24 protein-coding genes are annotated in these 26,287 nt (G+C 67.0%); 12 read left to right on the top strand and 12 right to left on the bottom strand.

Annotated features, from left to right (window positions below; all coding sequences use genetic code 11):
• The first annotated feature begins 50 nt into the window (after positions 1 to 50).
• The 3 genes from AB7E35_RS08115 (at position 51) to AB7E35_RS08105 (ending at position 2,173) form a co-directional block, all read left to right on the top strand.
• Complete coding sequence (locus AB7E35_RS08115) at positions 51 to 1,094, top strand: pirin family protein (RefSeq protein WP_428163158.1); 1,044 nt, start codon at positions 51 to 53, stop codon at positions 1,092 to 1,094.
• An 89-nt stretch (positions 1,095 to 1,183) separates the two neighbouring features.
• Positions 1,184 to 1,657, top strand: coding sequence for an FKBP-type peptidyl-prolyl cis-trans isomerase (locus tag AB7E35_RS08110; RefSeq protein WP_428163157.1), 474 nt, complete (start codon positions 1,184 to 1,186; stop codon positions 1,655 to 1,657).
• Between the two features lie 9 nt (positions 1,658 to 1,666).
• Complete coding sequence (locus tag AB7E35_RS08105) at positions 1,667 to 2,173, top strand: DUF4265 domain-containing protein (RefSeq protein ID WP_428163156.1); 507 nt, start codon at positions 1,667 to 1,669, stop codon at positions 2,171 to 2,173.
• 1 nt (position 2,174) lies between these two features.
• On the opposite strand, the gene AB7E35_RS08100 is transcribed toward AB7E35_RS08105, so the two are convergent.
• The gene (locus AB7E35_RS08100; protein ID WP_428163155.1) at positions 2,175 to 3,092 is read right to left on the bottom strand and encodes a gamma-glutamyl-gamma-aminobutyrate hydrolase family protein; all 918 of its coding nucleotides are present in this window, start codon (positions 3,090 to 3,092) and stop codon (positions 2,175 to 2,177) included.
• Between the two features lie 182 nt (positions 3,093 to 3,274).
• Between AB7E35_RS08100 and AB7E35_RS08095 the strand changes: the two genes are divergently transcribed.
• Entirely contained in the window at positions 3,275 to 3,619 is a 345-nt protein-coding gene (locus tag AB7E35_RS08095; RefSeq protein ID WP_428163154.1) for an HPF/RaiA family ribosome-associated protein, read from the top strand.
• A gap of 187 nt (positions 3,620 to 3,806) precedes the next feature.
• Here AB7E35_RS08095 and gap read toward each other — a convergent pair whose 3' ends face one another.
• Positions 3,807 to 4,808, bottom strand: a complete 1,002-nt coding sequence (gene gap / locus AB7E35_RS08090) for a type I glyceraldehyde-3-phosphate dehydrogenase (RefSeq protein ID WP_428163153.1) — start codon at positions 4,806 to 4,808, stop codon at positions 3,807 to 3,809.
• 54 nt (positions 4,809 to 4,862) lie between these two features.
• Complete coding sequence (gene tkt, locus AB7E35_RS08085) at positions 4,863 to 6,899, bottom strand: transketolase (RefSeq protein ID WP_428163152.1); 2,037 nt, start codon at positions 6,897 to 6,899, stop codon at positions 4,863 to 4,865.
• A 150-nt stretch (positions 6,900 to 7,049) separates the two neighbouring features.
• On the opposite strand from tkt, the gene AB7E35_RS08080 reads away from it, so the two are divergent.
• The 8 genes from AB7E35_RS08080 to AB7E35_RS08045 all read left to right on the top strand — a co-directional run bounded on the left by AB7E35_RS08080 (position 7,050) and on the right by AB7E35_RS08045 (position 18,245).
• Entirely contained in the window at positions 7,050 to 7,844 is a 795-nt protein-coding gene (locus AB7E35_RS08080; RefSeq protein ID WP_428163151.1) for a nucleotidyltransferase family protein, read from the top strand.
• 215 nt (positions 7,845 to 8,059) lie between these two features.
• Positions 8,060 to 9,442, top strand: a complete 1,383-nt coding sequence (locus AB7E35_RS08075; protein WP_428163150.1) for an aminopeptidase P N-terminal domain-containing protein — start codon at positions 8,060 to 8,062, stop codon at positions 9,440 to 9,442.
• 169 nt (positions 9,443 to 9,611) lie between these two features.
• A complete protein-coding gene (gene pyk, locus AB7E35_RS08070; protein ID WP_428163149.1) occupies positions 9,612 to 11,048 on the top strand; it encodes a pyruvate kinase in 1,437 nt (478 codons plus the stop codon).
• 116 nt (positions 11,049 to 11,164) lie between these two features.
• Positions 11,165 to 12,229, top strand: coding sequence for a class II fructose-bisphosphate aldolase (gene fba, locus AB7E35_RS08065; RefSeq protein ID WP_428163148.1), 1,065 nt, complete (start codon positions 11,165 to 11,167; stop codon positions 12,227 to 12,229).
• Between the two features lie 225 nt (positions 12,230 to 12,454).
• Complete coding sequence (locus AB7E35_RS08060) at positions 12,455 to 14,062, top strand: Re/Si-specific NAD(P)(+) transhydrogenase subunit alpha (protein WP_428163147.1); 1,608 nt, start codon at positions 12,455 to 12,457, stop codon at positions 14,060 to 14,062.
• 37 nt (positions 14,063 to 14,099) lie between these two features.
• A complete protein-coding gene (gene pntB, locus AB7E35_RS08055; protein ID WP_428163146.1) occupies positions 14,100 to 15,515 on the top strand; it encodes a Re/Si-specific NAD(P)(+) transhydrogenase subunit beta in 1,416 nt (471 codons plus the stop codon).
• Between the two features lie 201 nt (positions 15,516 to 15,716).
• Complete coding sequence (locus AB7E35_RS08050) at positions 15,717 to 17,396, top strand: long-chain-fatty-acid--CoA ligase (protein WP_428163145.1); 1,680 nt, start codon at positions 15,717 to 15,719, stop codon at positions 17,394 to 17,396.
• 93 nt (positions 17,397 to 17,489) lie between these two features.
• On the top strand, positions 17,490 to 18,245 hold the full coding sequence (locus tag AB7E35_RS08045) for a 5'-methylthioadenosine/adenosylhomocysteine nucleosidase (RefSeq protein WP_428163144.1): 756 nt from the start codon (positions 17,490 to 17,492) through the stop codon (positions 18,243 to 18,245).
• 212 nt (positions 18,246 to 18,457) lie between these two features.
• Here AB7E35_RS08045 and corA read toward each other — a convergent pair whose 3' ends face one another.
• From corA to tsaB, 9 genes are all read right to left on the bottom strand, one after another.
• Complete coding sequence (gene corA / locus AB7E35_RS08040) at positions 18,458 to 19,444, bottom strand: magnesium/cobalt transporter CorA (RefSeq protein WP_428163143.1); 987 nt, start codon at positions 19,442 to 19,444, stop codon at positions 18,458 to 18,460.
• Positions 19,445 to 19,642: 198 nt separating this feature from the next.
• Positions 19,643 to 19,942, bottom strand: coding sequence for a hypothetical protein (locus AB7E35_RS08035; RefSeq protein WP_428163142.1), 300 nt, complete (start codon positions 19,940 to 19,942; stop codon positions 19,643 to 19,645).
• A 19-nt stretch (positions 19,943 to 19,961) separates the two neighbouring features.
• Positions 19,962 to 20,216, bottom strand: coding sequence for a sulfur carrier protein ThiS (gene thiS, locus AB7E35_RS08030; protein WP_428167379.1), 255 nt, complete (start codon positions 20,214 to 20,216; stop codon positions 19,962 to 19,964).
• Between the two features lie 111 nt (positions 20,217 to 20,327).
• Positions 20,328 to 21,620 (bottom strand): NAD(P)/FAD-dependent oxidoreductase, encoded by a 1,293-nt coding sequence (locus AB7E35_RS08025; RefSeq protein WP_428167378.1) that lies wholly within the window; start codon positions 21,618 to 21,620, stop codon positions 20,328 to 20,330.
• Positions 21,621 to 21,711: 91 nt separating this feature from the next.
• The gene (locus tag AB7E35_RS08020) at positions 21,712 to 23,559 is read right to left on the bottom strand and encodes an aldehyde ferredoxin oxidoreductase family protein (RefSeq protein WP_428167377.1); all 1,848 of its coding nucleotides are present in this window, start codon (positions 23,557 to 23,559) and stop codon (positions 21,712 to 21,714) included.
• A gap of 40 nt (positions 23,560 to 23,599) precedes the next feature.
• On the bottom strand, positions 23,600 to 24,094 hold the full coding sequence (locus tag AB7E35_RS08015; protein WP_428163138.1) for a 4Fe-4S dicluster domain-containing protein: 495 nt from the start codon (positions 24,092 to 24,094) through the stop codon (positions 23,600 to 23,602).
• A 220-nt stretch (positions 24,095 to 24,314) separates the two neighbouring features.
• Entirely contained in the window at positions 24,315 to 25,064 is a 750-nt protein-coding gene (locus AB7E35_RS08010) for a uracil-DNA glycosylase family protein (protein ID WP_428167376.1), read from the bottom strand.
• On the bottom strand, positions 25,061 to 25,537 hold the full coding sequence (gene rimI, locus AB7E35_RS08005; protein WP_428163136.1) for a ribosomal protein S18-alanine N-acetyltransferase: 477 nt from the start codon (positions 25,535 to 25,537) through the stop codon (positions 25,061 to 25,063). Before rimI ends, AB7E35_RS08010 begins: the two co-directional genes overlap by 4 nt.
• Positions 25,534 to 26,274 (bottom strand): tRNA (adenosine(37)-N6)-threonylcarbamoyltransferase complex dimerization subunit type 1 TsaB, encoded by a 741-nt coding sequence (tsaB, locus tag AB7E35_RS08000; protein ID WP_428167375.1) that lies wholly within the window; start codon positions 26,272 to 26,274, stop codon positions 25,534 to 25,536. The genes rimI and tsaB overlap by 4 nt, the downstream gene beginning before the upstream one ends.
• Positions 26,275 to 26,287 lie beyond the last annotated feature (13 nt).

The raw sequence follows: 26,287 nt of genomic DNA, 5'->3' as shown, positions 1-26,287 counted from the left end.
CACCAGGCGCGTAACCTGCCATCCACACAACCACCCCCAGAAAGGCCCCCATGCACACCCCCGACAGCCCCGTCCTGCACACCCAGCCGCTTGGCCCCCTGTGGCCCACGCTCGATCCGTTTTTGTTTTGTGCCCACCACGACGACGCCTACCCCGCGGGCAATGGCGCCATGGGCGTGCAGGCCGTCGAACTGCAGGGCCGCCAGATGGGCAGCGACTTCAGCCGCAAGGACGGCTTTTCGATGTACCACGGCGAGAGCGTGCCCGGCTTTCCCGGCCACCCGCACCGGGGCTTTGAGACCGTCACGCTGGTACGCAAGGGGCTGATCGACCATGCCGACTCGCTGGGCGCAGCTGCGCGCTTTGGCGGCGGCGATGTGCAGTGGGTCACCGCGGGCGCGGGCATCATGCATTCGGAGATGTTTCCGCTGCTGAACACCGACGCGTCCAACCCGCTGGAGCTGTTCCAGATCTGGCTGAACCTGCCCGCCCGTCAGAAGATGGCGCAGCCGCACTTCACCATGCTTTGGAACGAGCGCATACCGCGTCTGGTGCAGGCCGACGCTGCCGGCCGGCGCACCACGGTCACCGTGATTGCCGGTGCGCTGGACGGCGCGGGCGCACCGCTGCCGCCCCCGCCCGAGTCCTGGGCCGCGCAGCACGATGCCGATGTGGCCGTCTGGACGCTGCACCTGGAACCCGGCGCCCGCTGGACGCTGCCCGCCGTACGCGGCCAGGGCACGCGCCGCATGCTGTACTGGTTTGTGGGCCAGGGCCTCACGGTCGGGGGCCAGGCGCAGGCCGGCCATGCAGCGCTGGAGGTGGTGCCGGGCCGCGCGCTGGAACTGCTCAACACCGGCAGCGACGCCGTCGAATGCCTGCTGCTGCAGGGCCGCCCCATTGGCGAGCCGGTGGTGCAGTACGGCCCCTTCGTGATGAACACCCAGCAGGAAATCATGCAGGCCATGCAGGACTATCGCCGCACCCAGTTTGGCGGCTGGCCCTGGGATAGCAGCGACCCCGTGCACGGCAGCGCGCCGCGGCGCTTTGCGCGCCACCCGGGCGCGCAGACCGACGAGGTGCCACAGGCCTGAGGCCTTACCCCGATCGCGGCATAAGGCGACCTGAAGCTGCGGGGCTGCGCTTGCGGGACAATCGCAGCCGCTTTCAATCCGAATCAGCCATGCACATCACCAAAGACACCGCCGTCACGCTCAGCTACAAGATCACCGACCCCGCCACCGCCAAGCCGCTGGACGCGGGCCACGTCGCCTACCTGCACGGCGGCTATGACAATATTTTTGCCAAGGTGGAGGCCGCACTGGACGGCCAGGCCGTGGGCCATGCCGCCACCGTGGACCTGGCCGTGGCCGACGCCTTTGGCGAGCGCGACGAAGCGCTGGTGCGCACCATCCCCAAGGCCGAATTTCCGCCGGGCGTGAAGGTGGGTGGCCAGCTGCAGGGCCCGGGCGCTGACGGCCAGCCGCAGGTCTTCAACGTGGTCAAGATCAAGGGCCCCGTGGTGCACCTGGACGGCAACCACCCGCTGGCCGGCAAGGCCCTGCGCTTTGCCTGCAAGGTGACCGAGGTGCGCGCTGCCACGCCGGAGGAAATCGCCCACCGTCATGTGCACGGCGGGCACGGGCATCACCATTGAGGCCCAGAGATGAGCAATCAGCAGCTGGATAACGGCGACGAGGTCGTCAAGGTGGTGATTGAACAAACCTACGACGATACGGACGAGGTGGATGTCGAATGCCCCTGGGCCAAGCCGTTGGGGGGAAATCGCTACCAGCTGCAGAACTACCCGTTCTTTGCCTATGGCATTTCCTTCGAGGACATTTTCGAAGCCGAGCCGAAGTACGAAGACGACCCGCGGCCTTATGTGACGCGTGTCGTGCAGAAGTCGGGTCACCGCACGCTGCGTATTTTCATGAAGGAATCGATCCAGGAGTCGGCCGAAGCGCGTGCCGTGCTGGATCGGCTGCAGGCGATGGGTTGCGGCTACGAGGGCGATGGCGCCAAGTTTTTCGTCATCAATGTGCAACCCCATTGCGATTTTGAGGCGGTGCGCGATTACGTGGACAGCTGCGACATTGACTGGGAATACGCCGATCCCACCTACGAGACGCTCTTCCCTGATGGTGATGAGGACGTAGCGGCCAGCGACTGATTCACCGCTGCCGCAGCAGCGCGCGGCGCAGCAGGCGCTCGGCGCGGTCGCGGATGTGCAGCGGGCTGCGCCCCGGATGCGGGCGCGCGCGGGCCTGGCTGCAGGCGGCCAGAAAGTCGTGCAGCAGCGGCGTGTCGTCCAGCAGGGCCGCGTTGGTGCTGCGAAACTCCGGGTGCCACTGCGTGGCTGCGATGTAGCCGCGCCCCTGGCTGGCGCTGCGGCGGATGGCCTCGGGCACGGCGTCGGGGTAGCTCCAGGCCTCGATGTCAAAGCCCGGCGCCAGGCGCTTGATGCCCTGGTGGTGGATGCTGTTGACAGTGACGCGCGGCTGCCCCGGGTACAGCCGCGCCATCTGCGTGCCGGGCACGATGTCCACCTCGTGCACATGCTGGTCGTAGGCGCTGGCGTTGCGGTGCTGCAGCGCGCCGGGGTGCTGCGTCTCGATGTCCTGGTACAGCGTGCCGCCAAAGGCCACGTTGATCAGCTGCAGCCCGCGGCACACGCCAAAGATGGGCTTGCCCGCCTGCTCGAAGGCCTCCACCACGGCCAGGTCGTACAGGTCGCGCACGCGGTCGCCCAGCCAGGCGTCGTGCAGCGGCACCTCGCCGTAGCTGCCGGGCCACACGTCCGCGCCGCCGTGCATGACCACGCCGTCCAGCCACTCGGCGTAGTGCTTTAGGGTGACGTCGCCGCGCGCGGTCTCGCCGGTGGGGCAGGGCACCATCACCACCAGCGCGCCGGCCGACATGATCCAGTGCGCGATGGACTGCTCCACGTATTGCAGCGTCTTGTTGGTAAACAGCGGGCGGCCGGGGTCGGCGTGCGAGAAGCAGGCCGACAGGCCGATCTTGAGGCGCGCGGGCGAGGGCATTGGCGCTGCGGCTGCACCTTGCTGCAGCCAGTGGGGCAGGACAGTCATGTTTATTTTGTAACGCCTCTGCAGTGCGACGCGTGTAGGAGCGGGCCGCGGCGCGGGTGGCGAGGGCGGCGATACTCGGGGGGTGTCAATTTCTTGTTCGCTTGCTGCGGCATGATGGATGCAATGGGGAAGTCATGCCCCGACTGACGTTATTGGAATCATTTTCTAGAAGGAGAGAAATCATGCAGATTCAAGTGCATACCGACGACCACATCCAGGGTGGTGAATCGCTGGCCCAATGGATTCAAGAAGAGGCCGCTGCCAAGCTGGCGCGCTTTCGCGACCATGTGACGCGCATCGAGGTGTTCCTGTCCGACCTGGACGGCGGCAAGTCCGGCACGGCCGACAAGCGCTGCGTGATCGAAGCACGCCCCGCTGGCCGTCAGCCCGTGGCGGTGCACGCCGAGGCAGCGAAGGTGGCCGACGCCTTCACCGGTGCAGTGGACAAGATGGTGCGCGTGCTGGGCGACGACCTCGACCGCGCCAAGGACCGCAACGGCCGCGACACCATCCGCACGGCGGAGTGATCGGCAGCTATTGAATCAATAGCTGCCAGCGCTTGATGGGTAAGCGCTAAAGCCATATTTGGCTACAAACCAGGGCTGCAGGTACGCGATGTGCCTGCGGCCTTTTTTGTGGGCGCTGCCTATTTGCAGGCGCAAAAAAACGCGCCCGAGGGCGCGTTGGTGTGCAGGGTTGATGCAGTTTGGCGGCTTACTTGCCGGCCATCACGCGCACCATCTCCAGGCACTTGTTGGAGTAGCCCCACTCGTTGTCGTACCAGGAAACGACCTTCACGAAGGTCTTGTCCAGGGCAATGCCGGCTTCGGCGTCAAACACCGAGGTGCAGGTCTCGCCCACGAAGTCGGTGGCCACCACCTTGTCTTCGGTGTAGCCCAGCACGCCCTTCAGGGCGCCTTCGGACTGGGCCTTCATCTCGGCCTTGATCTCGTCGTAGCTGGCTTCCTTTTCCAGCTCGACGGTCAGGTCCACCACCGACACGTCAGAGGTGGGCACGCGGAAGGACATGCCGGTCAGCTTCTTGTTCAGCGCGGGGATCACCACGCCCACGGCCTTGGCGGCGCCGGTGCTGCTGGGGATGATGTTCTCCAGAATGCCGCGGCCGCCGCGCCAGTCCTTGTTGCTGGGGCCGTCCACGGTCTTTTGCGTGGCGGTGGCGGCGTGCACGGTGGTCATCAGGCCGCGCTTGATGCCCCACTTGTCATGCAGCACCTTGGCAACGGGGGCCAGGCAGTTGGTGGTGCAGGACGCATTGGAGATGATGGCCTGGCCGGCGTAGGTCTTGTGGTTCACGCCGAACACGAACATGGGCGTGTCGTCCTTGGACGGAGCCGACATCAGCACCTTCTTGGCGCCGGCAGCGATGTGCTTCTCGGCGCTGGCCTTGTCCAGGAACAGGCCGGTGGATTCGATCACGATGTCGGCGCCGACTTCGTTCCACTTCAGGTTGGCGGGATCGCGCTCCTGCGTCAGGCGGATCTTCTTGCCGTTGACGATCAGCGTGTTGCCCTCGACCGAGACCTCGCCCTTGAAGCGGCCATGCACGCTGTCATAGCGCAGCATGTACGCGAGGTACTCGGGCTCCAGCAGGTCGTTGATGGCAACGACTTCGATGTCGGAAAAATTCTGCACCGCCGAGCGCAGCACGTTGCGGCCGATGCGGCCGAAGCCGTTGATGCCAATCTTGATGGTCATGATGTTGTGAGCCTTTGGATAGGGAGGATTGCAAAAAACGAAAACCGTGTGGAATCAGCGCGCACGCTTGAGCACCGCACGTACGGTGTCGGCCACGTTCTCGGGCGTGAAGCCGAAGTGCTTGAACAGCACGGGCGCGGGGGCGGATTCGCCATAGGTGTCGATGCCGACCACGGCAGCGCAGCCGTACTTCCACCAGAAGTCGGTCACGCCCATCTCGACGGCGATGCGCGGCAGGCCCGCGGGCAGCACCTGCTTCTTGTACTTCACGTCCTCGCGGTCAAAGGTGGTGGTGCTGGGCATGGAGACCACGCGCACGGCGATCTTGCGCTCTGCCAGCAGCTTTTGCGCGGCCAGGGCCAGTTGCACCTCGGAGCCGGTGGCGATGATGACGGCCTGGGCCTTTTTCTTCAGGCCGATGTCTTTGGGCTCGGACAGGATGTAGGCGCCGCGCGAGATGTCGCCCAGGTCGCTCTTGGGCGCGTAGGGCAGGTTCTGGCGGCTCAGCAGCAGCGCGGTGGGCTGGTTGCGGTTGGACAGGGCGGCGCTCCAGGCCACGGCGGTCTCGGTGGTGTCGGCGGGGCGCCACACGTCCAGGCCCGGGATCAGGCGCAGGCTGGCGGCGTGCTCGATGGACTGGTGCGTGGGGCCGTCTTCGCCCAGGCCGATGGAGTCGTGCGTGAAGACGTGGATCACGCGCTGCTTCATCAGCGCGGCCATGCGGATGGCGTTGCGGCTGTAGTCGCTGAACGTGAGGAAGGTGCCGCCGTAGGGGATGAAGCCGCCGTGCAGCGCCACGCCGTTCATGATGGCGGCCATGCCGAACTCGCGCACGCCGTAGTTGATGTGGCGGCCGATCTGGCCGTCCTCGGTCTTGACCACATGGCCTTTGCCGTCAAAGCGCAGCGCGGGCGTGCTCTTGGTGTTCGTCAGGTTGGAGCCCGTCAGGTCGGCCGATCCGCCCAGCAGCTCGGGCAGCGCGGCGGTGAAGGCTTCCAGCGCCAGCTGGCTGGCCTTGCGGCTGGCCACGGTCTCGGCCTTGAGGTGGGCGGCCACCACGGTGTCCACGGCCACCTGGGCAAAGGACGGGGGCAGGTCGCCCGCCATGCGGCGGGTCAGCTCGAAGGCCAGCTCGGGGTAGGCGGCCTCGTAGGCGGCAAAGCGCAGCGTCCATTCGGCTTCAAACGCTTGGCCGGCGGCCTTGGCGTCCCAGTCGGCATAGACCGATTCGGGGATGGAGAAGGGCTCGTGCGACCAGCCCAGGGCGGCGCGCGTCAGGTTGATCTCTTCTGCGCCCAGCGGCTCGCCGTGGGCCTTGGCGGTGCCCGCGCGGTTGGGGCTGCCCTTGCCAATGGCCGTCTTGCAGACGATCAGCGTGGGTTTGTCGGCGCTGGTTTTGGCTTGCGCAATGGCGGTGGCCAGGGCCTCCACGTCGTGGCCGTCCACCGCGTCGATCACGTTCCAGCCGCAGGCGGCAAAGCGCTGGGCCGTGTTGTCGATGAACCAGGGCGCCACCTGGCCGTCGATGCTGATGCCGTTGTCGTCGTACAGCGCGATCAGCTTGTTTAATTTCCAGGCGCCGGCCAGCGCCACGGCCTCGTGGCTGATGCCTTCCATCAGGCAGCCGTCGCCCAAAAATACGTACGTGTGGTGATCCACCACCTGGTGGCCTTCGCGGTTGAACTCGGCAGCCAGCAGCTTTTCAGCCAGCGCAAAGCCCACGGCGTTGGTGATGCCCTGGCCCAGCGGGCCGGTGGTGGTTTCCACGCCGGGGGTGATGCCGTGCTCGGGGTGGCCCGCGGTCTTGCTGTGCAGCTGGCGGAAGTTTTTCAGCTCACTGATGGGCAGGTCGTAGCCCGTCAGGTGCAGCAGCGCATACAGCAGCATGGAGGCGTGGCCGTTGGACAGCACGAAGCGGTCGCGGTTCATCCACTGCGGGTTGGCGGGGTTGTGCCGAAGGTGTCGGCCCCACAGCGCTACGGCCATGTCGGCCATGCCCATGGGCGCGCCGGGGTGGCCGGAGTTGGCTTGTTGAACGGCATCCATTGCGAGTGCGCGGATCGCATTCGCCATTTGTTGAGAGTTGGCCATGAGGGAGTGGCGCCGCAAAGGGGGCGGTGTTCTGGTGAAAGAAACCGCGGATTTTACCGGCGCCCCCGCGGCCGGGCTTGGGCGGCGGCTGTCCATACCGGTCCACGTGTCGGAAATATGACGGTGCGCGAGCCGCTACAGTGCATCGCCATGCACAACGGCTCCCCTACTTTTCTGGACACCGCGACGGACCGCGACGCGCAGGCGCCGGCGCTGCTGCTGGCTGCCGGACGCGGCGAGCGCATGCGCCCGCTGACCGACCACACCCCCAAACCCCTGCTGCAGGTGCGCGGCCAGCCGCTGCTGGGCTGGCATCTGCAGGCGCTGGCCGATGCCGGCGTGCCGCGCGTGGTGGTCAACACCGCCTGGCTGGGCGAGCAGATCAGCGCCAGGTTTGGTGATCATTTCGGCTCCCAGCCCTTGTCGGACAAGCGTGAGCAGCTATCAATTACGTACTCGCACGAGGGGCAGGACTTTGGCGCCGCGCTGGAGACCGCCGGGGGCATTGCGCGCGCGCTGCCGCTGCTGGGGCCGGTGTTCTGGCTGGCCGCGGGCGATGTGTATGCGCCCGACTTCCGCTTTGAGGCTGCTGCCGTGCGGCGCTTTGCCGCCAGCGAAGCGCTGGCCCATATCTGGCTGGTGCCCAATCCGGCGCACAACCCGCGTGGCGATTTCGGCCTGTCCCCGGACGGCCGGGCGCTGAACCTGCCGACGGACAGCGCGGCGCCGCGCTACACCTACAGCACCATTGCCCTGCTGCGCGCCGCACTGTTTACCGCGCCGTGGTGCGACATCACCCCCGGCAACCCGCAGGGCGTGGCTGCGCCGCTGGCGCCGCTGCTGCGCCGCGCCATGGATGCCGGGCGGGTGACGGCCGAGCGCTACACCGGGCGCTGGACGGACGTGGGCACGCCCGAGCGCCTGGCGGCGTTGAACCTGGACTGATTGGGTTTCTTGAAAATAGGAGCGTCTGGCGCTTGACTGGCCTGGGTTTGAGTCCAAAAACACCTTGACACTTTGTCGGCTTCCCCAGGTGCACACAGCGCGTGTGCGGCAGTCGTCTGCAGGCGGTGGGCGCAGGAGCGGCGCCGGGCCTGCTGGCCGCGGGGTTGTCGCCGCGCCGCTGCGGGCGCGCGGCGGTGGGGCAGTACGATAGCCGCATGACATCCATTTACGCCCAGCGGCGTGCGCGTCTGGCGGCCCAATTGGGCGCTGGCGGCGTCGCCATCGTGCCCACGGCCCCCGAACGTGCTCGCAACCGCGACAGCGACTTTTTGTACCGCCACGACAGCTACTTTTATTACCTGACCGGCTTTGCCGAGCCCGGCGCCTGGCTGGTGCTCACGGCCGAGGGCCAGGCCACGCTGCTGTGCCAGCCCAAGGACATGGAGCGCGAGATCTGGGACGGCTACCGCCTGGGCCCCGAGGCGGCGGTGGCCCATCTGGGCGTGCAGGCCGCGCATTCCGTGGCCGAGCTGGATGCGCGCCTGCCGCGCCTGCTGGAAAACCGCAGCCAGGTGTGGTTTCCCTTCGCCACGCATGCCGGGCTGGCCGCGCGCGTCGAGGGCTGGCTGAACCAGGTGCGCGCGCGCGTGCGCCACGGCGCGCTGTGCCCGGCGCAGCAGGGCGACCTGTGCACGTTGCTCGATGAAATGCGCCTGGTGAAAGACCCGCACGAGCTGGACCTGATGCGCCGCGCCGCCGCCATCAGCGCCCGCGCCCATGTGCGCGCCATGCAGCGCAGCAGCCGCATGCTGCGCGCCGGCCAGGATGTGCGCGAATACCACTTGGACGCCGAGCTGCTGCACGCCTTCCGCGAAGAAGGCTCGCAATGCCCGGCCTATGGCTCCATCGTGGCGGCGGGCGCCAATGCCTGTGTGCTGCACTACCGCGCCGACACCGCGCCCGTGCGCGCTGGCGAGCTGGTGCTGATCGACGCCGGCTGCGAGCTGGACGGCTATGCCAGCGACATCACGCGCACCTTTCCGGCTGACGGGCGCTTCACCGGGCCGCAGCGCGCGCTGTACGACCTGGTGCTGGCCAGCCAGAAGGCAGCCATTGCCGCCACGCGCGCCGGCAACCGTTTCAACGATCCGCACGAGGCCACGGTGGCCGTGCTGGCGCAGGGCTTGCTGGACCTGGGGCTGCTCGACAAGGACAAGGTGGGCACGGCGCAGGACGTGATCGAGCAGCGCGCATATTTTCAGTTCTACATGCACCGCACCAGCCACTGGCTGGGCATGGACGTGCACGACTGCGGCAGCTACGTGGAGCCGGGCGAGGTGGGGCAGGTGAGCGAGCGCCGCGATCCGCTGTCGGGCGAGCTGATCCAGAGCCGCCCCAGCCGCATCCTGCGCCCGGGCATGGTGCTGACCATCGAGCCGGGCCTGTACGTGCGCCCGGCGCCGGGCGTGCCCGAGGCGTTCCACCACATCGGCATCCGCATTGAGGACGACGCCATCGTCACCGACAGCGGCTGCGAGCTCATCACCCGCGGCGTACCCGTGGAGGCCGACGAGATCGAGGCGCTGATGCGTGGTTGAAGTGAAACAACCCCCTGTGGCGCGTCGCGCCCGGCCCGGGCCGCGCCAGTCTCATGCGTCGCGGGTGATGCGCAGCGCCAGCGAAAACTGAAATGCGTTTTGGAACCGGTTTGTAACCGGTGCCGTGCAAGAATCGGAACCTAATTACATCCACAGAACGGCCATCGCCATGCAGATTTACCGCGCCACCAAGATCGTCGCCACGCTGGGCCCCGCCTCCAGCAGCCCGCAGCTGCTTGAACAGATGATTGCCGCGGGCGTGAACGTGGTGCGGCTGAACTTCAGCCACGGCAGGGCGCAGGACCATGTGGAGCGTGCAGCCATGGTGCGCGAGGCTGCGCAGCGTGCCGGACGCGAGGTGGCCATCATGGCCGACCTGCAGGGGCCCAAGATCCGCGTGGGCAAGTTTGCCGAGGGACGGGTGATGCTGGAATCGGGCCGGCCCTTTGTGCTGGACGCTTCGCGCACGGAAGCTGGCGACCTGCAGGGCGTGGGCCTGGACTACAAGGAGCTGCCGCGCGATGTGAAGCCCGGTGACGTGCTGCTGCTCAACGACGGCCTGATCGTGCTGCAGGTGGATGCCGTGCGCGGCGAGGCAGTGCACACCACGGTGAAGGTGGGCGGCGAGCTGTCCAACAACAAGGGCATCAACAAGCAGGGCGGCGGCCTGACGGCGCCCGCGCTCACGGGCAAGGACATGGAAGACATCAAGACCGCCATGAGCTTCCAGGCCGACTACGTGGCCGTGAGTTTTCCCAAGAATGCCACCGACATGGAAATGGCCCGCCAGCTGTGCAACGTGGCGGCGGCCGAATACCGCCACAAGCCCAGCCTGATCGCCAAGATCGAGCGTGCCGAGGCCATTCCGCGCCTGGAGGAAATCCTGCGCGTGTCCGACGGCATCATGGTCGCGCGCGGCGACCTGGCCGTGGAGGTGGGCAACGCCGCCGTGCCCGCATTGCAAAAGCGCATGATCCGCATGGCGCGCGACATGGACAAGGTGGTCATCACCGCCACGCAAATGATGGAGAGCATGATCACCAACCCCGTGCCCACGCGCGCCGAAGTCAGCGACGTGGCCAATGCCGTGCTGGACGGCACCGACGCGGTGATGCTCAGCGCCGAAACGGCCGCGGGCAAGTACCCGCTGGAGACAGTGCTGGAGATGGCCAAGATTTGCGCTGCCGCCGAGGCCGCCGAAGACGTTGACCGCGACTCCGACTTCATCGGCCAGACGGCGGGGCGCATCGACCAGTCCATCGCCATGGGCGCGCTGTTCACCGCCCACCACCTGGGCGCCAAGGCCATCGTGGCCATGACCGACAGCGGCTCCACGGCGCTGTGGATGAGCCGCCACCGCATCCACATTCCCATCTACGCGCTCACGCCCCGCGTGGCCACGCAGCGGCGCATGGCCATGTTCCGCAACGTGCGCCCGCTGCTCATGGACACCAGCGCCGACCGCGACACCGCTCTGGAGCAGGCCGAGAACCACCTGAAGATGCGCAACATCGTGCAGCAGGGCGATCTGTATGTGATCACCTGCGGCGAGCCCATGGGCGCGCCGGGCGGCACCAACATGTTGAAGATCTGCCGCGCCGGCTGACGCGCGCTGGCGCCGTGGCGCCGGGGGTGGGGCGTGGACGGGCGGGCCGGTTAAGATTGCGGGTTACCAAACGGTTACCGCCGCCTATCCACCCACCCTCGAACGGATACACCACCATGCCTCTCGTCTCGATGCGCGAACTGCTCGACCATGCCGCCGAAGCCGGCTATGGCATTCCCGCCTTCAACGTCAACAACCTGGAGCAGGTGCAGGCCGTGATGGCTGCTGCCGACGAAGTGGGCGCCCCGGTGATCCTGCAAGCCAGCGCCGGCGCGCGCAAGTACGCGGGCGAGAGCTTCATCAAGCACCTGATCGCCGCCGCCGCAGAGGCGTACCCGCACATCCCCCTGGTCATGCACCAGGACCACGGCACCAGCCCCGTCATCTGCCAGGGCGCGCTGGATCTGGGCTTCGGCTCGGTCATGATGGACGGCTCGCTGCGCGAAGACGGCAAGACCCCCGCCGACTTTGACTACAACGTGCGCGTCACCCGGGAAGTGGTGGCCATGGCGCACCGCATTGGCGCCACCGTCGAAGGCGAGCTGGGCTGCCTGGGCAGCCTGGAGACCGGCGAGGCCGGTGAGGAAGACGGCGTGGGCGCGGCAGGCAAGCTCAGCCACGACCAGCTGCTGACCGACCCCGAAGAGGCGGCGCAGTTCGTCAAGGCCACGCAGCTGGATGCGCTGGCGATCGCCATCGGCACCAGCCACGGCGCCTACAAGTTCTCGCGCCCGCCCACGGGCGACGTGCTGTCGATCAGCCGCGTCAAGGCCATCCACGCACGCATCCCCAACACCCACCTGGTGATGCACGGCTCGTCCAGCGTGCCGCAGGATCTGCTGGCCCTCATCAACCAGTACGGCGGCAAGATGAAGGAAACCTACGGCGTGCCGGTGGCCGAGATCCAGGAAGCCATCAAGCACGGCGTGCGCAAGATCAACATCGACACCGATATCCGCCTGGCCATGACCGGCGCGGTGCGCAAGTTCCAGGCCGAGAACCCCGACAAGTTCGACATGCGCGAATGGATGAAGCCGGCGCGCGAAGCTGCCAAGGCGATCTGCAAACAGCGCTACATCGAGTTTGGCTGCGAAGGCCAAGCCGCCAAGATCAAGGGCCACACGCTGGCCGTGATGGCACAGAAATACGCGGCGGGTGAACTGGCCCAGGTGGTGAACTGACGCCTGTTCAACACGCTTGCGCGAAAAAGGCAGCCTTTGGGCTGCCTTTTTTCATGGCGACGGGCGTTGCGGGCCGCGCGGCACGCGCGCGGAGTCTCCAAGTTCTTCATGTAAGCTCATGTACACCAACGCAACGGGCACGGAGGTTTTCGTGCCCGTTGTTCCATGACTGCCGCAGGCCATGCCGGGCCATGCTGACCGATTTAAAACCTTGAGGAGAACTGCATGCAATCCAACCCTGCCTCCACAGCGCAGCGCATAGGTGTGCCGCGGGAGACTTTCCCCGGTGAAAAGCGCGTCGCCACCGTGCCCGATGTGGTGGAAAAACTCATCAAACTCGGTTTTGAAGTCGCCATTGAAGCGGGCGCTGGCGATGCTGCCAACTTCAGCGACGACAGTTACCGCGCTGCCGGTGCCCAGGTGCTGCCCGACGCGGCCGCGCTGTGGGGCGCGTCCGACATCGTGCTCAAGGTGCGCCCGCCCAGCCCCGACGAAGTGGCGCTGATGCGCGAAAGCGGCACGCTGATCGGCTTTGTCTGGCCGGCGCAAAACCCCGCGCTGATGGAGCAGCTGACGGCCAAGAAGACCACCGTGCTGGCGATTGACTGCCTGCCGCGTACCCTGAGCCGCGCGCAGAAGATGGACGCGCTGACGTCCACCGCCGGTGTGAGCGGCTACCGCGCCGTGATCGAAGCCGCCAACGCCTTTGGCCGCTACTTCAACGGCCAGATCACGGCGGCTGGCAAGGTGCCCCCGGCCAAAGTGTTCATTGCGGGCGCTGGCGTGGCCGGTCTCGCGGCGGTTGGCACGGCGGCCAACCTGGGCGCCATCGTGCGTGCCAACGACACCCGTGCCGAAGTGGCCGATCAGGTCAAATCGCTGGGCGGCGAGTTCGTCAAGGTGGACTACGAAGAAGACGGCTCGGGCGGCGGCGGCTACGCCAAGGTGATGAGCGAGGGCTTTCAGGCCGCGCAGCGCCAGATGTACGCCACCCAGGCCAAAGAGGCCGACATCATCATCACCACCGCGCTGATTCCGGGCAAACCCGCGCCCCGCCTGATCACCGCCGAGATGGTGCAGAGCATGAAGCCCGGCAGCGTGATCGTGGACATGGCCGCCGAGCAAGGCGGCAACTGCGAGTTGACCGTACCCGGCGAGGCCGTGGTGCGCCATGGCGTGACCATCATTGGCTACACCGATCTGCCCTCGCGCCTGGCCAAGCAATCTTCCACCCTGTATGCCACCAACTTGCTGCGCCTGACCGAAGAGCTGTGCAAGGCCAAGGACGGCGTGGCCGTGGTGAACATGGAAGACGACGCCATCCGCGGCCTGACGGTGACCAAAGACGGCGCCATCACCTGGCCCGCACCGCCTTTGAAGCAGGCTCCGGCGCCCGCGCCCACGGCGGCGGCTGTCCCCGTGGAGCAGAAAAAAGGCGGCCACGGCCATGGCAGCAGCGGCCCGCTGCCCGCCAAGACGCTGGCCATCATTTTTGCCGTGGCAGCGCTGGCCTTCTGGTTCATTGGCGCCTACGCGCCAGCGGCCTTCCTGGGCCACTTCACGGTCTTCGTGCTGGCCTGCTTCATCGGCTACATGGTGGTGTGGAACGTCACGCCCGCGCTGCACACGCCGCTGATGAGCGTGACCAACGCCATCTCCAGCATCATCGCCATTGGCGCGCTGGTGCAGATTGCGCCGCCCGAGGCTGGTGTGAACGGTCGCCCCGACGGGCTGATTCTGTGGCTGGCCTTTGCCGCCATTGTGCTCACGGCCATCAACATGTTCGGCGGCTTTGCCGTCACGCGCCGCATGCTGGCCATGTTCCGCAAGTAAGCCACCTCCAGAACCAGAACACAGCAGAAAGACATTCATGTCCCAAAGTCTCGCAACGGTGGCCTACCTGGGCGCCGCCATTCTTTTCATTCTCAGCCTGGGTGGTCTGTCCAACCCGGAAACCTCGCGCCGCGGCAACCTGTTCGGCATGGTCGGCATGGCGCTGGCGGTGCTGGCCACGGTGCTCGGCCCGCGCGTCAGTCCCTCGGGCATGGCCTGGATTGTCGGTGCGCTGGTGGTGGGCGGCAGCATTGGCCTGTATGCGGCCAAAGTGGTGAAGATGACGCAAATGCCCGAGCTGGTCGCCCTCATGCACAGCCTGGTTGGCCTGGCGGCCTGCCTGGTGGGTTTTGCCAGCTATGTCGATACTTCCATCCAGCTGGAAGGCGCGGAAAAAGCCATCCACGAAGTCGAAATCTACGTCGGCATCCTGATTGGTGCCGTCACCTTCTCCGGCTCTCTGATCGCCTTTGGCAAGCTCAACGGCAAGATCGGTGGCAAACCGCTGCTGCTGCCCGCACGCCACTGGCTGAACCTGATGGCCCTGCTGGTGGTGATCTGGTTTGGCCGCGAGTTCCTCAACGCCCACGACGTGCAGTCGGGCATGCTGCCGCTGATCGTGATGACGGTGATTGCGCTGCTGTTCGGCATCCACATGGTGATGGCCATTGGCGGCGCCGACATGCCGGTGGTGGTGTCCATGCTCAACAGCTACTCTGGCTGGGCGGCTGCGGCCACGGGCTTCATGCTGGGCAATGACTTGCTCATCATCACCGGTGCGCTGGTGGGGTCGTCGGGCGCCATTCTGAGCTACATCATGTGCAACGCCATGAACCGCAACTTCATCAGCGTGATTGCCGGCGGCTTTGGCTCCGGCGGCGGCACACCGGCCAAAAAGGGCGATGCGGCTGAGCCCCAGGGCGAAGTGGTGCCGGTGAGCGCTGCCGAGACCGCCGAGCTGCTGCGCGAGGCCAAAAGCGTCATCATCGTGCCCGGCTACGGCATGGCCGTGGCCCAGGCCCAGCACACGGTGAACGAGATCACCAGAACCCTGCGCGACAAGGGTGCGCAAGTGCGCTTTGCCATCCACCCGGTGGCGGGCCGCATGCCCGGCCACATGAACGTGCTGCTGGCCGAGGCCAAGGTGCCCTACGACATCGTGATGGAGATGGACGAGATCAACGAAGACTTCCCCGACACCGATGTGGCCATCGTCATTGGCGCCAACGACATCGTCAACCCGGCGGCGCAAGACGACCCCACCAGCCCGATTGCCGGCATGCCGGTGCTGGAAGTGTGGAAGGCCAAGACCAGCATCGTCATGAAGCGCTCCATGGCCAGCGGCTACGCCGGCGTGGACAACCCGCTGTTCTACAAAGAGAACAACCGCATGTTGTTTGGCGATGCCAAGAAAATGCTCGATGAGGTGCTGGGCGCACTCAAGGGCGATTAGCCCGGTTGTCCCGCTGGCGCCCTGCCAGCAGCCAGGGCGCGCCTGACGGTGCATGCGGGCTCAGAAGGCGCAAGGCTTCTCAGTCCAATCCCGCATATCACGCAGCCAGGCGCGAGTGCATAATCTCCTGACAAAAAGCACGGCCGTGCGAATTTGGTTGCAGCGGCCGGCAGCCGATGAACGCATCAGGAGACAAAACCCATGGCAGACCGCCCCTGGCTCTCGGCGTACCCGCAAGGGGTGCCCGCCGATATCGACGCAACGCAGTACGCATCGCTGGTGCAGCTGATGGAGCAGGCCTTTCGCGACTACGCGGATCGCACGGCCTACAGCTACATGGGCAAAGAGATCACCTTCCGCGAGACCGACACGCTCAGCCGCCAGCTGGGCGCGTACCTGCAACGTCTGGGGCTGGCGCGCGGCGACCGTGTGGCCATCATGATGCCCAACGTGCCCCAGTACCCGGTCACCGTGGCCGCGGTGCTGCGCGCGGGCTTCGTGGTGGTCAACGTCAACCCCCTGTACACGCCGCGCGAGCTGGAGCACCAGCTCAAGGATTCGGGCGCCAAGGCCATTGTCATCATCGAAAACTTTGCCCACACGCTGCAGGCCTGCATGGCCCGCACTGCCGTGCAGCATGTGGTGCTGTGCACCATGGGCGACCGGCTGGGTTTTCTGAAGGGCATGCTGGTCAACCAGGTGGTGCGCAACGTCAAGAAGCTGGTGCCACCCTTTCAGTTGCCGGGCGCAGTGCCCTTCAACGACGCCCTGGCGCAGGGCGCGCAGGCCACGCTGCACCAGCCCGATCTGCAGCCGGGCGACATCGCCCTGCTGCAATACACCGGCGGCACCACCGGCCTGAGCAAGGGCGCGGTGCTGCTGCACCGCAACGTGATCGCCAACGTGCTGCAGTCCGAGGCCTGGAACGACCCGGTGATGAAGCGCATTGCGGCGGGCGAGCAACCCACCAGCGTCTGCGCGCTGCCGCTCTATCACATCTTCGCCTTCACGGTGAACATGATGCTGTCCATGCGCACGGGCGGCAAAACCATCCTGATCCCCAACGCGCGCGACTTCGCGGCGGTGCTCAAGGAACTGTCCAGGCACCGCTTTCACAGCTTTCCTGCGGTCAACACGCTGTTCAACGCGCTGGTCAACCACCCCGACTTTGGCACCGTGGACTGGAGCCACCTGAAAGTCTCGGTGGGCGGCGGAATGGCGGTGCAGGCAGCCGTGGCCAAGCAGTGGCTGGAGAAGACCGGCTGCCCCATCTGCGAGGGCTACGGCCTGTCGGAGACCAGCCCTTCGGTCAGCTGTAACCCGGTCACGTCCAAAGAATTTTCGGGCAACATCGGCGTGCCGATACCCAGCACTTACATGCGCATCCTCGATGACGAGGGGCGCGACATCACCGCCAGCGGCAAGAGCGGCGAAATCGCCATCAAGGGCCCGCAGGTCATGGCAGGCTACTGGCAGCGCCCCGACGAGACCGCCAAGGCCATGACCGAGGACGGCTACTTCAAGAGTGGCGACATCGGCTTCATGGACGAGCGCGGCTACTTCAAGATAGTGGACCGCAAGAAGGACATGGTGCTGGTCAGCGGCTTCAACGTCTATCCCAACGAGGTCGAGGAAGTCGTGGCCCTGATCCCCGGCGTGCTGGAATGCGCCGTGGTGGGCGTGCCTGACGAGAAAACTGGCGAAGCCGTCAAGCTGGTGATCGTCAGGAAAGATCCCGAGCTGACCGAGGAGCAGGTGCGCGAATACTGCCGCGCCAACCTCACCGGCTACAAACAGCCCAAGGTGATCGAGTTCCGCCACGAATTGCCCAAAACACCCGTGGGCAAGATTCTGCGGCGCGCATTACGGGACGCGCATTAGCCCCGGATGAACCCCGGATGAGCCCCGGATGCACCGGGGGCAGCGCAGCCCCAGCCGGGATAATCCCGGCATTTTTTTACGCCCGTCCCAGCCATGACCACCGCCATCCTCAGCGCCCTGCCCGAAGAGCAGGGCGGCCTCATGCACGCGCTGCAGCAGTCCGGGCAGCTGCACCACGCGGGCCGCAGTTTCTGGCGCGGCCGCCTGCACGGGCAGCCGGTGGTGCTGGCGCTGTCGGGCATGGGCAAGGTGGCCGCTGCCACCACGGCCGCGGTGCTGGCCGAGCGCTTTGGCGTGGCGCGCATCGTCTTTACCGGCGTGGCGGGTGGCCTGGGCCAGGGCGTGCAGGTGGGCGACGTGGTGGTGGCGCGCGACTACCTGCAGCACGACTTTGACGCATCGCCCCTGGCCGCGCGCTGGGAGGTGCCCGGCTACGGCCGCGCGCGCCTGGAGTGCGATGCCCGCCTGTCCGCTATGCTTTTGGAAGCTGCTGGCGACTATCTGAAGAGCGCTGGAGCTGGTTTTGGCTCTCGTCTTTCATTGCCTGCGCATCCCCCGCAGGTGCACCACGGGCTGATGGCCAGCGGCGACCGCTTTGTCTGCACCGCCCACGAGTCCCGCGCGCTGCGCGGCGCTTTGGCGGCTGCGGGCCATGACGTGCTGGCCGTCGAGATGGAGGGCGCCGCCGTGGCCCAGGTGTGCCACGACTACGGCCTGCCGTTCGCGGCGGTGCGCACCATTTCCGACCGCGCCGACGACAGCGCGCATGTGGACTTTGCGCATTTTGTGCAGAACGTGGCCAGCCGCTATGCCGATCACATCGTGCAGCGTTTCGTACAGATGCTCTGAAAACAGGAGCTGCCAGCGCTTTATATACCTGAGCTGGAGGCCAGTTTTGCTTGAAACTGGCGCACCCTCACTCGTCCGATGGCCGCGGAGCAGGCCGCCTTAGCAGACGCCGTGGAACTGGCTTTGCCAGGCTACTGGCGTCGTACCCCTTCCCGCAGCGCGCAGTGATGCGAGAGAAGGGGGAAGCGGCGCAGCCGCTCAGGGGGATGTACTTACTTCAACCAGCCGCGCTTGCGGAAGTACAGCATGGGCCCCAGGGCGCTGGCCACCATCAGCGCCAGCACGTAGGGGTAGCCGTACTGCCATTCCAGCTCGGGCATGAACTTGAAGTTCATGCCGTACACGCTGGCGATCAGCGTGGGCGGCAGCAGCGCCACGCTGGCCACCGAGAAGATCTTGATGATCTTGTTCTGGTTGATGTTGATGAAGCCCACGGTGGCGTCCATCAGGAAGTTGATCTTGTCGAACAAAAAGGCCGTGTGGCTGTCCAGGGACTCGATGTCCCGCAGGATCTGGCGCGCATCCTCGAACTGCTCGGCGTTCAGCATCTTGCTGCGCATCATGAAGCTGACGGCGCGGCGCGTGTCCATCACGTTGCGGCGGATGCGCCCGTTCAGGTCTTCCTGGCGTGCGATGGCGGCCAGCACTTCGCCGGCGCGGGCGTCGGTCACGTTGCCCGCCAGCACCTGGGTGCTGACCTGCTCCAGGTCGTCGTAGATGCCTTCCAGCGTGTCGGCGGAGTATTCGGCGTCGGTGTCAAACAGGCTCAGCAGCACCTCTTTGGCATCTTCGATCAGGCCCGGCGCGCGCCGCGCGCGCATGCGCACCAGGCGAAAGACCGGAATGCTCTCATCGTGGATGGAAAACAGCACGCCCTTGCTTTTGAGCTCGTCGTTGACCAGGTTCAGGATGAAGGCCACGCGCGCCGAGCGCGGCTTGTCGTACACATCCACCAGAAAGTCGCTGCGGATGTGCAGCTCGCCGTTGTCTTCTTCGTAAAAGCGCGCCGATTCTTCGATATCTTCGTCCATCGCGTCTTCGGGGATGGACAGGCCGTAATGCTGTTTGATCCAGCGCTTTTCCTGCAGCGTGGGGGACTCCAGGTCCACCCAGATGGGCTGAAAGCGCGCCAGCTCTTCCAGGGACTCGATTTCTTCCTGGACGAGCCGGCCATTGGCTAGCGAAAAGATGTTGAGCATGGCTCACTCTCCCGGGTTCTTGTGGCGTCTGCAAATGGGGCGGGGGGGGCGCTTTCAGTCCCCCTGTGCAGGCTGGCCGGCCGGGAGGCTGAAAGCTACCAACTGGGGTAGGTTTCCACGGAGTTATCTCCTTGCGTTGTGCAAGCGGCGAATTATGGCACCCGCTTGCGCATTGGAATGCCGCTCGATGACAGCTTGTTAACCCCCGCCGCGGTGGGTGTGCAGGTCCAGGTGGCGCATGAAGATGCGGCGTGCGGCAGGCGGCACGCCCTCAAAGGCGCCGTGCAATTGCAGAGTGGGCAGGCGCAGCAGGGCGATCTGGCGCGGCGGCCCCGGGGCCCAGTGCAGCGTGAGAGTGCCGCCCGGCAGGGCGATGCGTGCCTGGGTCTCGCCCTGCGCCGCCCAGTCGTGGCCTGCCAGCGCCTGCGACAGCAGCCGCTGCCATTCGGCCGAGGTGCAGCTCATGTCGCGCGTGAATTGGTCGGGCCAGTCGGTCACCGCTGCGCCGGTCAGGGGCTCAGCCGCCGGCAATCGGCGGCCATATGGCCAGCGCGTCGCCATCCTGCAGCGTGGTGGTGTCGCGTGCCGTGGGGGCGATGTAGCGGCCGTTGACCAGCACCAGGTGCACCATGGCCGGCGGCAGCCGAAAGGGCGCGATGATTTGGCTGATGCTGTCGCCGGGGGATACGTCCAGCACCATCTGGTTGCCGGGGCGCACCTCGGGCGGCAGGTAGTCGGTCAGCGAGGCGAAGAGTTTGAACGTGATGCGCATGCGGCGGTGGCTATTTGTTAAACAGGTAAAAAGTGCCTTTAGCCCTTGTGTGGCAAGCGCAGGAAGCTATTGATAGCATAGCGTTTGCAGAGACCCGATGGACACGCAGCATCAGCGCCGGCGCGCGTCCTGCGCGCCGCTCCAGCGGCCCTGCGCCTGGGCGCAGGCCAGGTAGGCTTCCATCAGCCGCGTGGGGTCGCGCAGCAGCTGGTCCTTCCAGGGGCCCAGGCGCACCTGGCCTTCCACCAGGCCGCGCATGGCGCCCACATGCTGGGTCAGGCCCACGCTGTTGCAGCCAATCAGCCGGTCGCCCTCGAACTGCAGGCTCAGGTGCTTGCCGCCGGGCACGTCGGTCAGCTCGGCATGCTCGCCGCCGGGCACGCCCTGCCAGTTGCCGAAGCTGGTGGAGATGAGCCCCAGCGTGTCCAGCACATTGATCTGCGTGACCACGGTGATCGCGGTGGGCTGCCCGACCATGCTGAGCGCTGCCACGCGCGCCTGCTCGGCCGCGTTGGGCTGGATGGCGCTGACCACGGTCTTGCGCGTGAAGGGGTCGAACGCCTCGGCGCAGTCGCCCGCGGCGTAGATGCCGGGCCGGTTGGTCTGCATGCGCTCGTCGGTCAGCACGCCCTGCAGGCAGGTGATGCCCGAGTCCTGCAAAAAGCCGATGGCCGGGCGCACGCCCGTGGCGCTGATGACCAGGTCGGCCTCCAGCACCTGGCCGCCCGACAGGTGCACGCGCAGCGTGTTGCCTTCGCCGTCGCCACCCGCTTGCTCGATGCGCTCGACCTTGCGGCCCGTGAACACCTGCACGCCCTGGCGCTCGCACCAGTCGCGGATCATGTTGCCGGCCACCGGGCCCATCATGCGCGGCACCATGCGGTCGCCCATTTCCACCACCGACAGCTGCACGCCGCGCTGGGTGAGCGCCTCCATGATGATGCAGCCGATGAAGCCCGCGCCCATCTGCACCACGCGCGCGCCGGGCCGCGCCCGCGCGGCGATGGCACGCGCGTCCTGCAGCGTCCAGCAGGTCTCCACGCCGGGCAGGTCCAGCCCGGGAATGGGCGGGCGCACGGGGTGCGAGCCTGTGGCAATCAGCAGGCGGTCGAAGGCCAGCGCGGCGCCACTGTCCAGCGTGACGGTGCGGGCCTGGGCGTCAACGGCTGTGGCGCGGGCATGCAAACGGTCGATGCGCTGCTGCGCAAAGTGATCGCCCTGCTTGCGCAGGTAGGTGCCGCGCTCGTCGATATGGCCCGCCAGCAGGTAGGGAATGGCCATGCGCGAGTAGGGCGGCTCGGCCTCGTCGCCCACCAGGGTGATGCGGTGATCCGGCGCATGCTTGCGCAGGGTTTCTGCGGCGATGACGCCGGCCGGGCCGGCCCCGAGGATCAGGTGGTGCATGGGGGCTCTTGATTGCTATGCTATTAATAGCTGCTAGCGCTTTCAGGGTAAGCGCTAGCGGCTCATTTGACCCATATCCATCGCAGGCCGCCTACAGCCCCAGGCGCGCGCGCGTCTCGGGCGTGGGACGGCCCTCGGCGTCCCAGCCGCGCACGGCGTAGTACTTGGGCAGCATCTCGGGCAGGTGGCTCACGCTGCCCTTCGATCCGCCGGTCTTGGCGGCCTCGGTCAGCAGGCGCTGGGGCAGGCTGTCGTCGGCCTTGGTAAAGCCCGCGGCGTTGTTGAACTCGCGCTCCATGTTCCAGATGCGCTCGCCGATTTTTTCCAGCTCTTGCACGGTGAACTTCTCGTCGCAGGCGGCCTGTAGCTGGGGTGCGAGGTCGGGCAGGCCCCAGGCGAAGGTGGTGAACACGCACACGCCGGCCGAGTCAAACGCCGCCGTCGCGTCCTGGAAGGCCTTGACCAGCTCGGGCTTGCCCTCGGTGGCCGTGGGCTCGGTCTTGACGGGGATGCCCAGAATTTCCGATGCGATGGTGTAGCCGCGCAGGTGGCAGCCGCCGCGGTTGCTGGTGGCGTAGGCCAGGCCGATGCCCTGGATGGCGCGGCCGTCGTAGGCGGGGAACTCCTGGCCCTTGGAGGACATGGACAGCTCGGGGTGGCCGTACTTGGTGCACAGGCGCCTGGAGCCCTGCCCCACCTCTTTGCCAAAGCCGCGGCCGTTGACGGTCTCTTCGGCCAAAAAGGCCAGCGCCTTGGCCGAGCCGAAGGGCGCCTCGATGCCGATCTGCTCGCGGGTCAGCACGCCCATCTCGTACAGCTCCATCACCGCGCCCACGGTGGCGCCGAAGCTGATGGGGTCAATGCCTTGCTCGTTGCACAGCAGGTTGGCGTACTGCAGGCATTCCAGGTCGTTCACGCCGTTGGCCGCGCCCAGCGCCCAGGCGGCTTCGTATTCCAGCCCGCCGCTGGCGCCCCAGTACTGCGGCTTGTTCTGCACGGTGAAGTGCGTCTCGTCGATCTTGCTGATGCGCCCACACGCGATGGTGCAGCCAAAGCACGCCTGGTTGGTCACCAGCTGCTTCTTGCCGTCGCTCTCGCGCGGCGTGGCCATGGCTTCGGCGGAGATGTCCTTGGCGCCCTCGAACTGCACGTCGCGGTGGTTGCGCGTGGGCAGGGCGCCCACTTCGTTGATCACGTTCATCAGTACCTGCGTGCCGTAGGTGGGCAGGCCCTGGCCGGTGACGGCGTTGTCGTGCAGGATTTTCTTGCGCGCGAAGGTCTCGGCCATGAAGGCCTTGGGGTCGCGGATGTTGCCCACACCCTTGGTGCCGCGCACGGCAATCGCCTTCAGGTTCTTGCTGCCCATCACCGCGCCCACGCCCGAGCGGCCCGCGGCGCGGTGCAGGTCGTTGACCACGGCGGCAAACAGCACCTGGTTTTCGCCCGCGCGGCCGATGCCCGAGATGCGCGTGAGCGGGTCTTGCAGCGCGGTCTTGAGGTGCTCTTCGGTCTGCCACACGCTCTTGCCCCAGAGGTCGCTGGCGTCGCGCAGCTCGGCCACGTCGTCGTGGATGTACAGGTACACGGGCCTGGGCGACTTGCCCTCGAAGATGACCATGTCCCAGCCGGCCATCTTCAGCTCCGCGCCCCAGTAGCCGCCCGAGTTGGAGCAGGCGATGGCGCCGGTCAGCGGCCCTTTGGTGATGACGGTGTAGCGCCCTCCGGTCGATGCCATGGTGCCCGTCAGCGGACCCGTGGCCCAGATGATCTTGTTGTCTGGCGACAGCGGATCGACCTGGGGGTCGATCTCGCTGACCAGGTATTTGGTGCCCAGCCCGCGCGAACCCAGGTACTGGCGTGCCCAGTCCATGTTCAGCGGCTCGGGGGTGACGGTGCCAGCGCTCAGGTTGACGCGCAAAATCTTGCCAGCCCAGGACATGATGTGTGCTCCTTGATTGATAGCTGTCAGCGCTTGTTTATCAGGCGCTGGCGGGCTGATTGGCTTGATTGCCCAGCTTGTCGGCCCACTGCTTCATGCGCTCCAGGCCGGTCCAGTTGGCGTCGATGTAGGTGATCGCCGTGGTGGGGCAGGCCTCCACGCAGGCCGGGCCTTCGGCGCGGTCGTGGCACAGGTCGCACTTTTGCACCTTGCCGGTGTCGGCCACGTAGTTCACGGTGCCAAACGGGCAGGCAATGGTGCAGACCTTGCAGCCCACGCAGGTGGACTCATGCACCACCTTGGCGCCGCTGGCCTTGTCCACGGTAATGGCCTCGACCGGGCAGGCATGCAGGCACCAGGCCTCGTCGCACTGGGTGCAGGTGTAGGGCACCTTTTTGCCGGTGGTGTGAAAGTCGAACACCTTGATGCGCGACTTGGCGGTGGCATAGACGCCGTAGTTTTCGAAAGAGCAGGCCATCTCGCACTGCAGGCAGCCGGTGCACTTGTCGGCGTTGATGTGCAACACCTTTTGCATGTGTGTCTCCTTGGATACCGGCGCCCGGGGCTGGCAGCGCCTTGCCTATGAAAAGATTTGCATAGGTATTGTGGGCAGCAAGGGGCGGGCAGACTGCATGGGGGAAACCCGCATCGGGTATTGCAACCGAGCGCTTTTTTGTTTGCTGACAGGCGACAGGCGCTGCCCGGCCGGCAGGCGTGCCGGGTATCTACTGGGCGTTTGCGGGGTGCGTTGCTGCTCAGGCCGTGGCGCTGCGCCGCACCACCGCCAGCGCGCGGCACAGGTCGGCCCAGGCGGCGGCCTTGGCTTCGGGGGCGCGCAGCAGGTAGGCCGGGTCGTAGCTGACCACGGCGGGCGTGCCGTCGGCCAGGTGGTGCACATTGGCGCGCAGGCGGCCCAGGGGCTCGCGGCTGCCCAGCACCACGCGCGCCGCGCCCAGGCCCAGCACCAGCACCAAGGATGGGCGCAGCGTGTCCAGGGCGTGCTGCAGGCCGGCGGCTGCGGGCTGCGCTCCTTCGGTCGGCAGGCCGGGCGCGTGGCGGGCCAGCATGGCCAGGTGGGTGCGCGGGTGCCGGTGCAGGCGCATGGCGCGCAGCATGTTGTCCAGCAGCCTGGCGGCGTCGTCCGCCAGGGGTTCGCTGGCCGAGTGGCTCTCCAGCACCACCAGCCAGCCGGTGCCCAGCTCTGCAGGGGTGGCTGCGGGGTTGGCCTGCGGGTACAGCGCCTGCGGCGCGCGCAGCAGCAGGCCCGCAGGCGCAGCAGGTGCAGCAGGTGCAGCAGACGCGCGGGCGTCGATGCCCGGGGCCGGCCGGGCGGTCGCATGGGTGGCGGCCACGGCGCCGGTGGTGGGGGCTGCCGCGGCCGGGGGCGCTGGCTGGTCGGGGGCGCAAGGGGCCGCAGGGGCTGGTCGCGCCGCTGGCGGGGCCCAGACGGTGATGCCCATTTCCTGCAGCATGGCGCGTTGACGCGTGTCCAGGTTCAGGCTCATAGCGGCAGGCTCATGACCACGGCGTCTTCGCGCTGGCCACCCTCGGCGGGGTAGTAGCGCTTGCGTTCGCCCACGCGGCGGTAGCCGTGGGTCTCGTAAATGCGGCGGGCGCGCTCGTTGCTCATGCGCACCTCCAGCCAGACCATGTGCGCGCCCTGGCCGCGCGCCCACAGCGCCAGCGCGTCCAGCATCACATGCGCCCAGCCCTGGCGCTGGAAGGCCGGCGCCACCGTGATGTTGAGCAGGTGCACCTCGTCCACGCCGCGCATGGCGATGAAGTAGCCCAGGATCTGTCCGTCGGCCATCAGCATCTGGGCCTGGTAGCCGGACGCCAGGGCGTCAAGGAAGTTACCGCGCGTCCACGGGTGGGTGTAGGCGCTTTGTTCTATGGCCAGCACCGCATCCAGTTGCGCGGGCGCCATGGGCTCGAAGCCGGCTTCGATGGCCGTGGGAGGCTGGGGCAGGGCGCTCATGGCTTGCGGGCCGGCGCGGTGTTGCGCGCGGCCTCTCTTTCGGCGGTGGTTTGCGCTACCTTGTCGCGGATGTAGCGCGGCAGCGCCGCATCGGCCGCCACGGCGGCGCCCGCCGCCAGCAGCGCCGGTGCCAGCCGCAGCAGGGCTGCGGCGGTGGGCAGCACGTGCACATGGTGCGCCTGCGGCGCCAGCCGCTCGCCGTAGGCAGCCTGGGCGTTGCCTGCCAGCGTCCAGCCATCGGGCACGGCCAGGGCCTCGGGCGCGCACAGGCCAAAGTCCTGCGGGGTCTGCCAGCGGCCGCCGCCCGGGGCACCGGTGGTGGTGTCGGCGTCGGCCAGCCACTCGAAGGGGGCGGCATAGACCTCGTCCATGCGCGCGTCCAGCACGGCCACCACGCGGGTGCAGCCGTATTGCGCACGCGCCTGCTCGGCCACGGCCAGCAGGGTGTCCACCGGCAGCACGGGCACGCCCTGGCCGCCGCGCGCGCCAAAGGCCAGGCCCTGGGCCACCGCGCAGGCGGTGCGCAGCCCCGTGAACGAGCCGGGGCCGCGGCCAAACACCACTGCGTCCAGCTGGCTGAACGACAGGCCGGCCTGCGCCAGCAGCGATCGGATGGCGGGGATCAGCGTGGTCGAGGCTTGCGCGCCGCCCGCGCCGCTGTGCTCCCACACCCGGTCGCCGTGCCGTACGGCGATGGACAGGATGTCGGTGCTGGTGTCGAAGGCGAGCAGGTTCATGGAGGGCGTGATT

Origin of the sequence: Diaphorobacter sp., assembly GCF_050251835.1 — a bacterium.
Classification (GTDB): domain Bacteria; phylum Pseudomonadota; class Gammaproteobacteria; order Burkholderiales; family Burkholderiaceae_C; genus JBFXIE01.
Note: the sequence above shows the minus strand (reverse complement) of the source record. Positions and strands in the feature narration are given on the sequence as shown.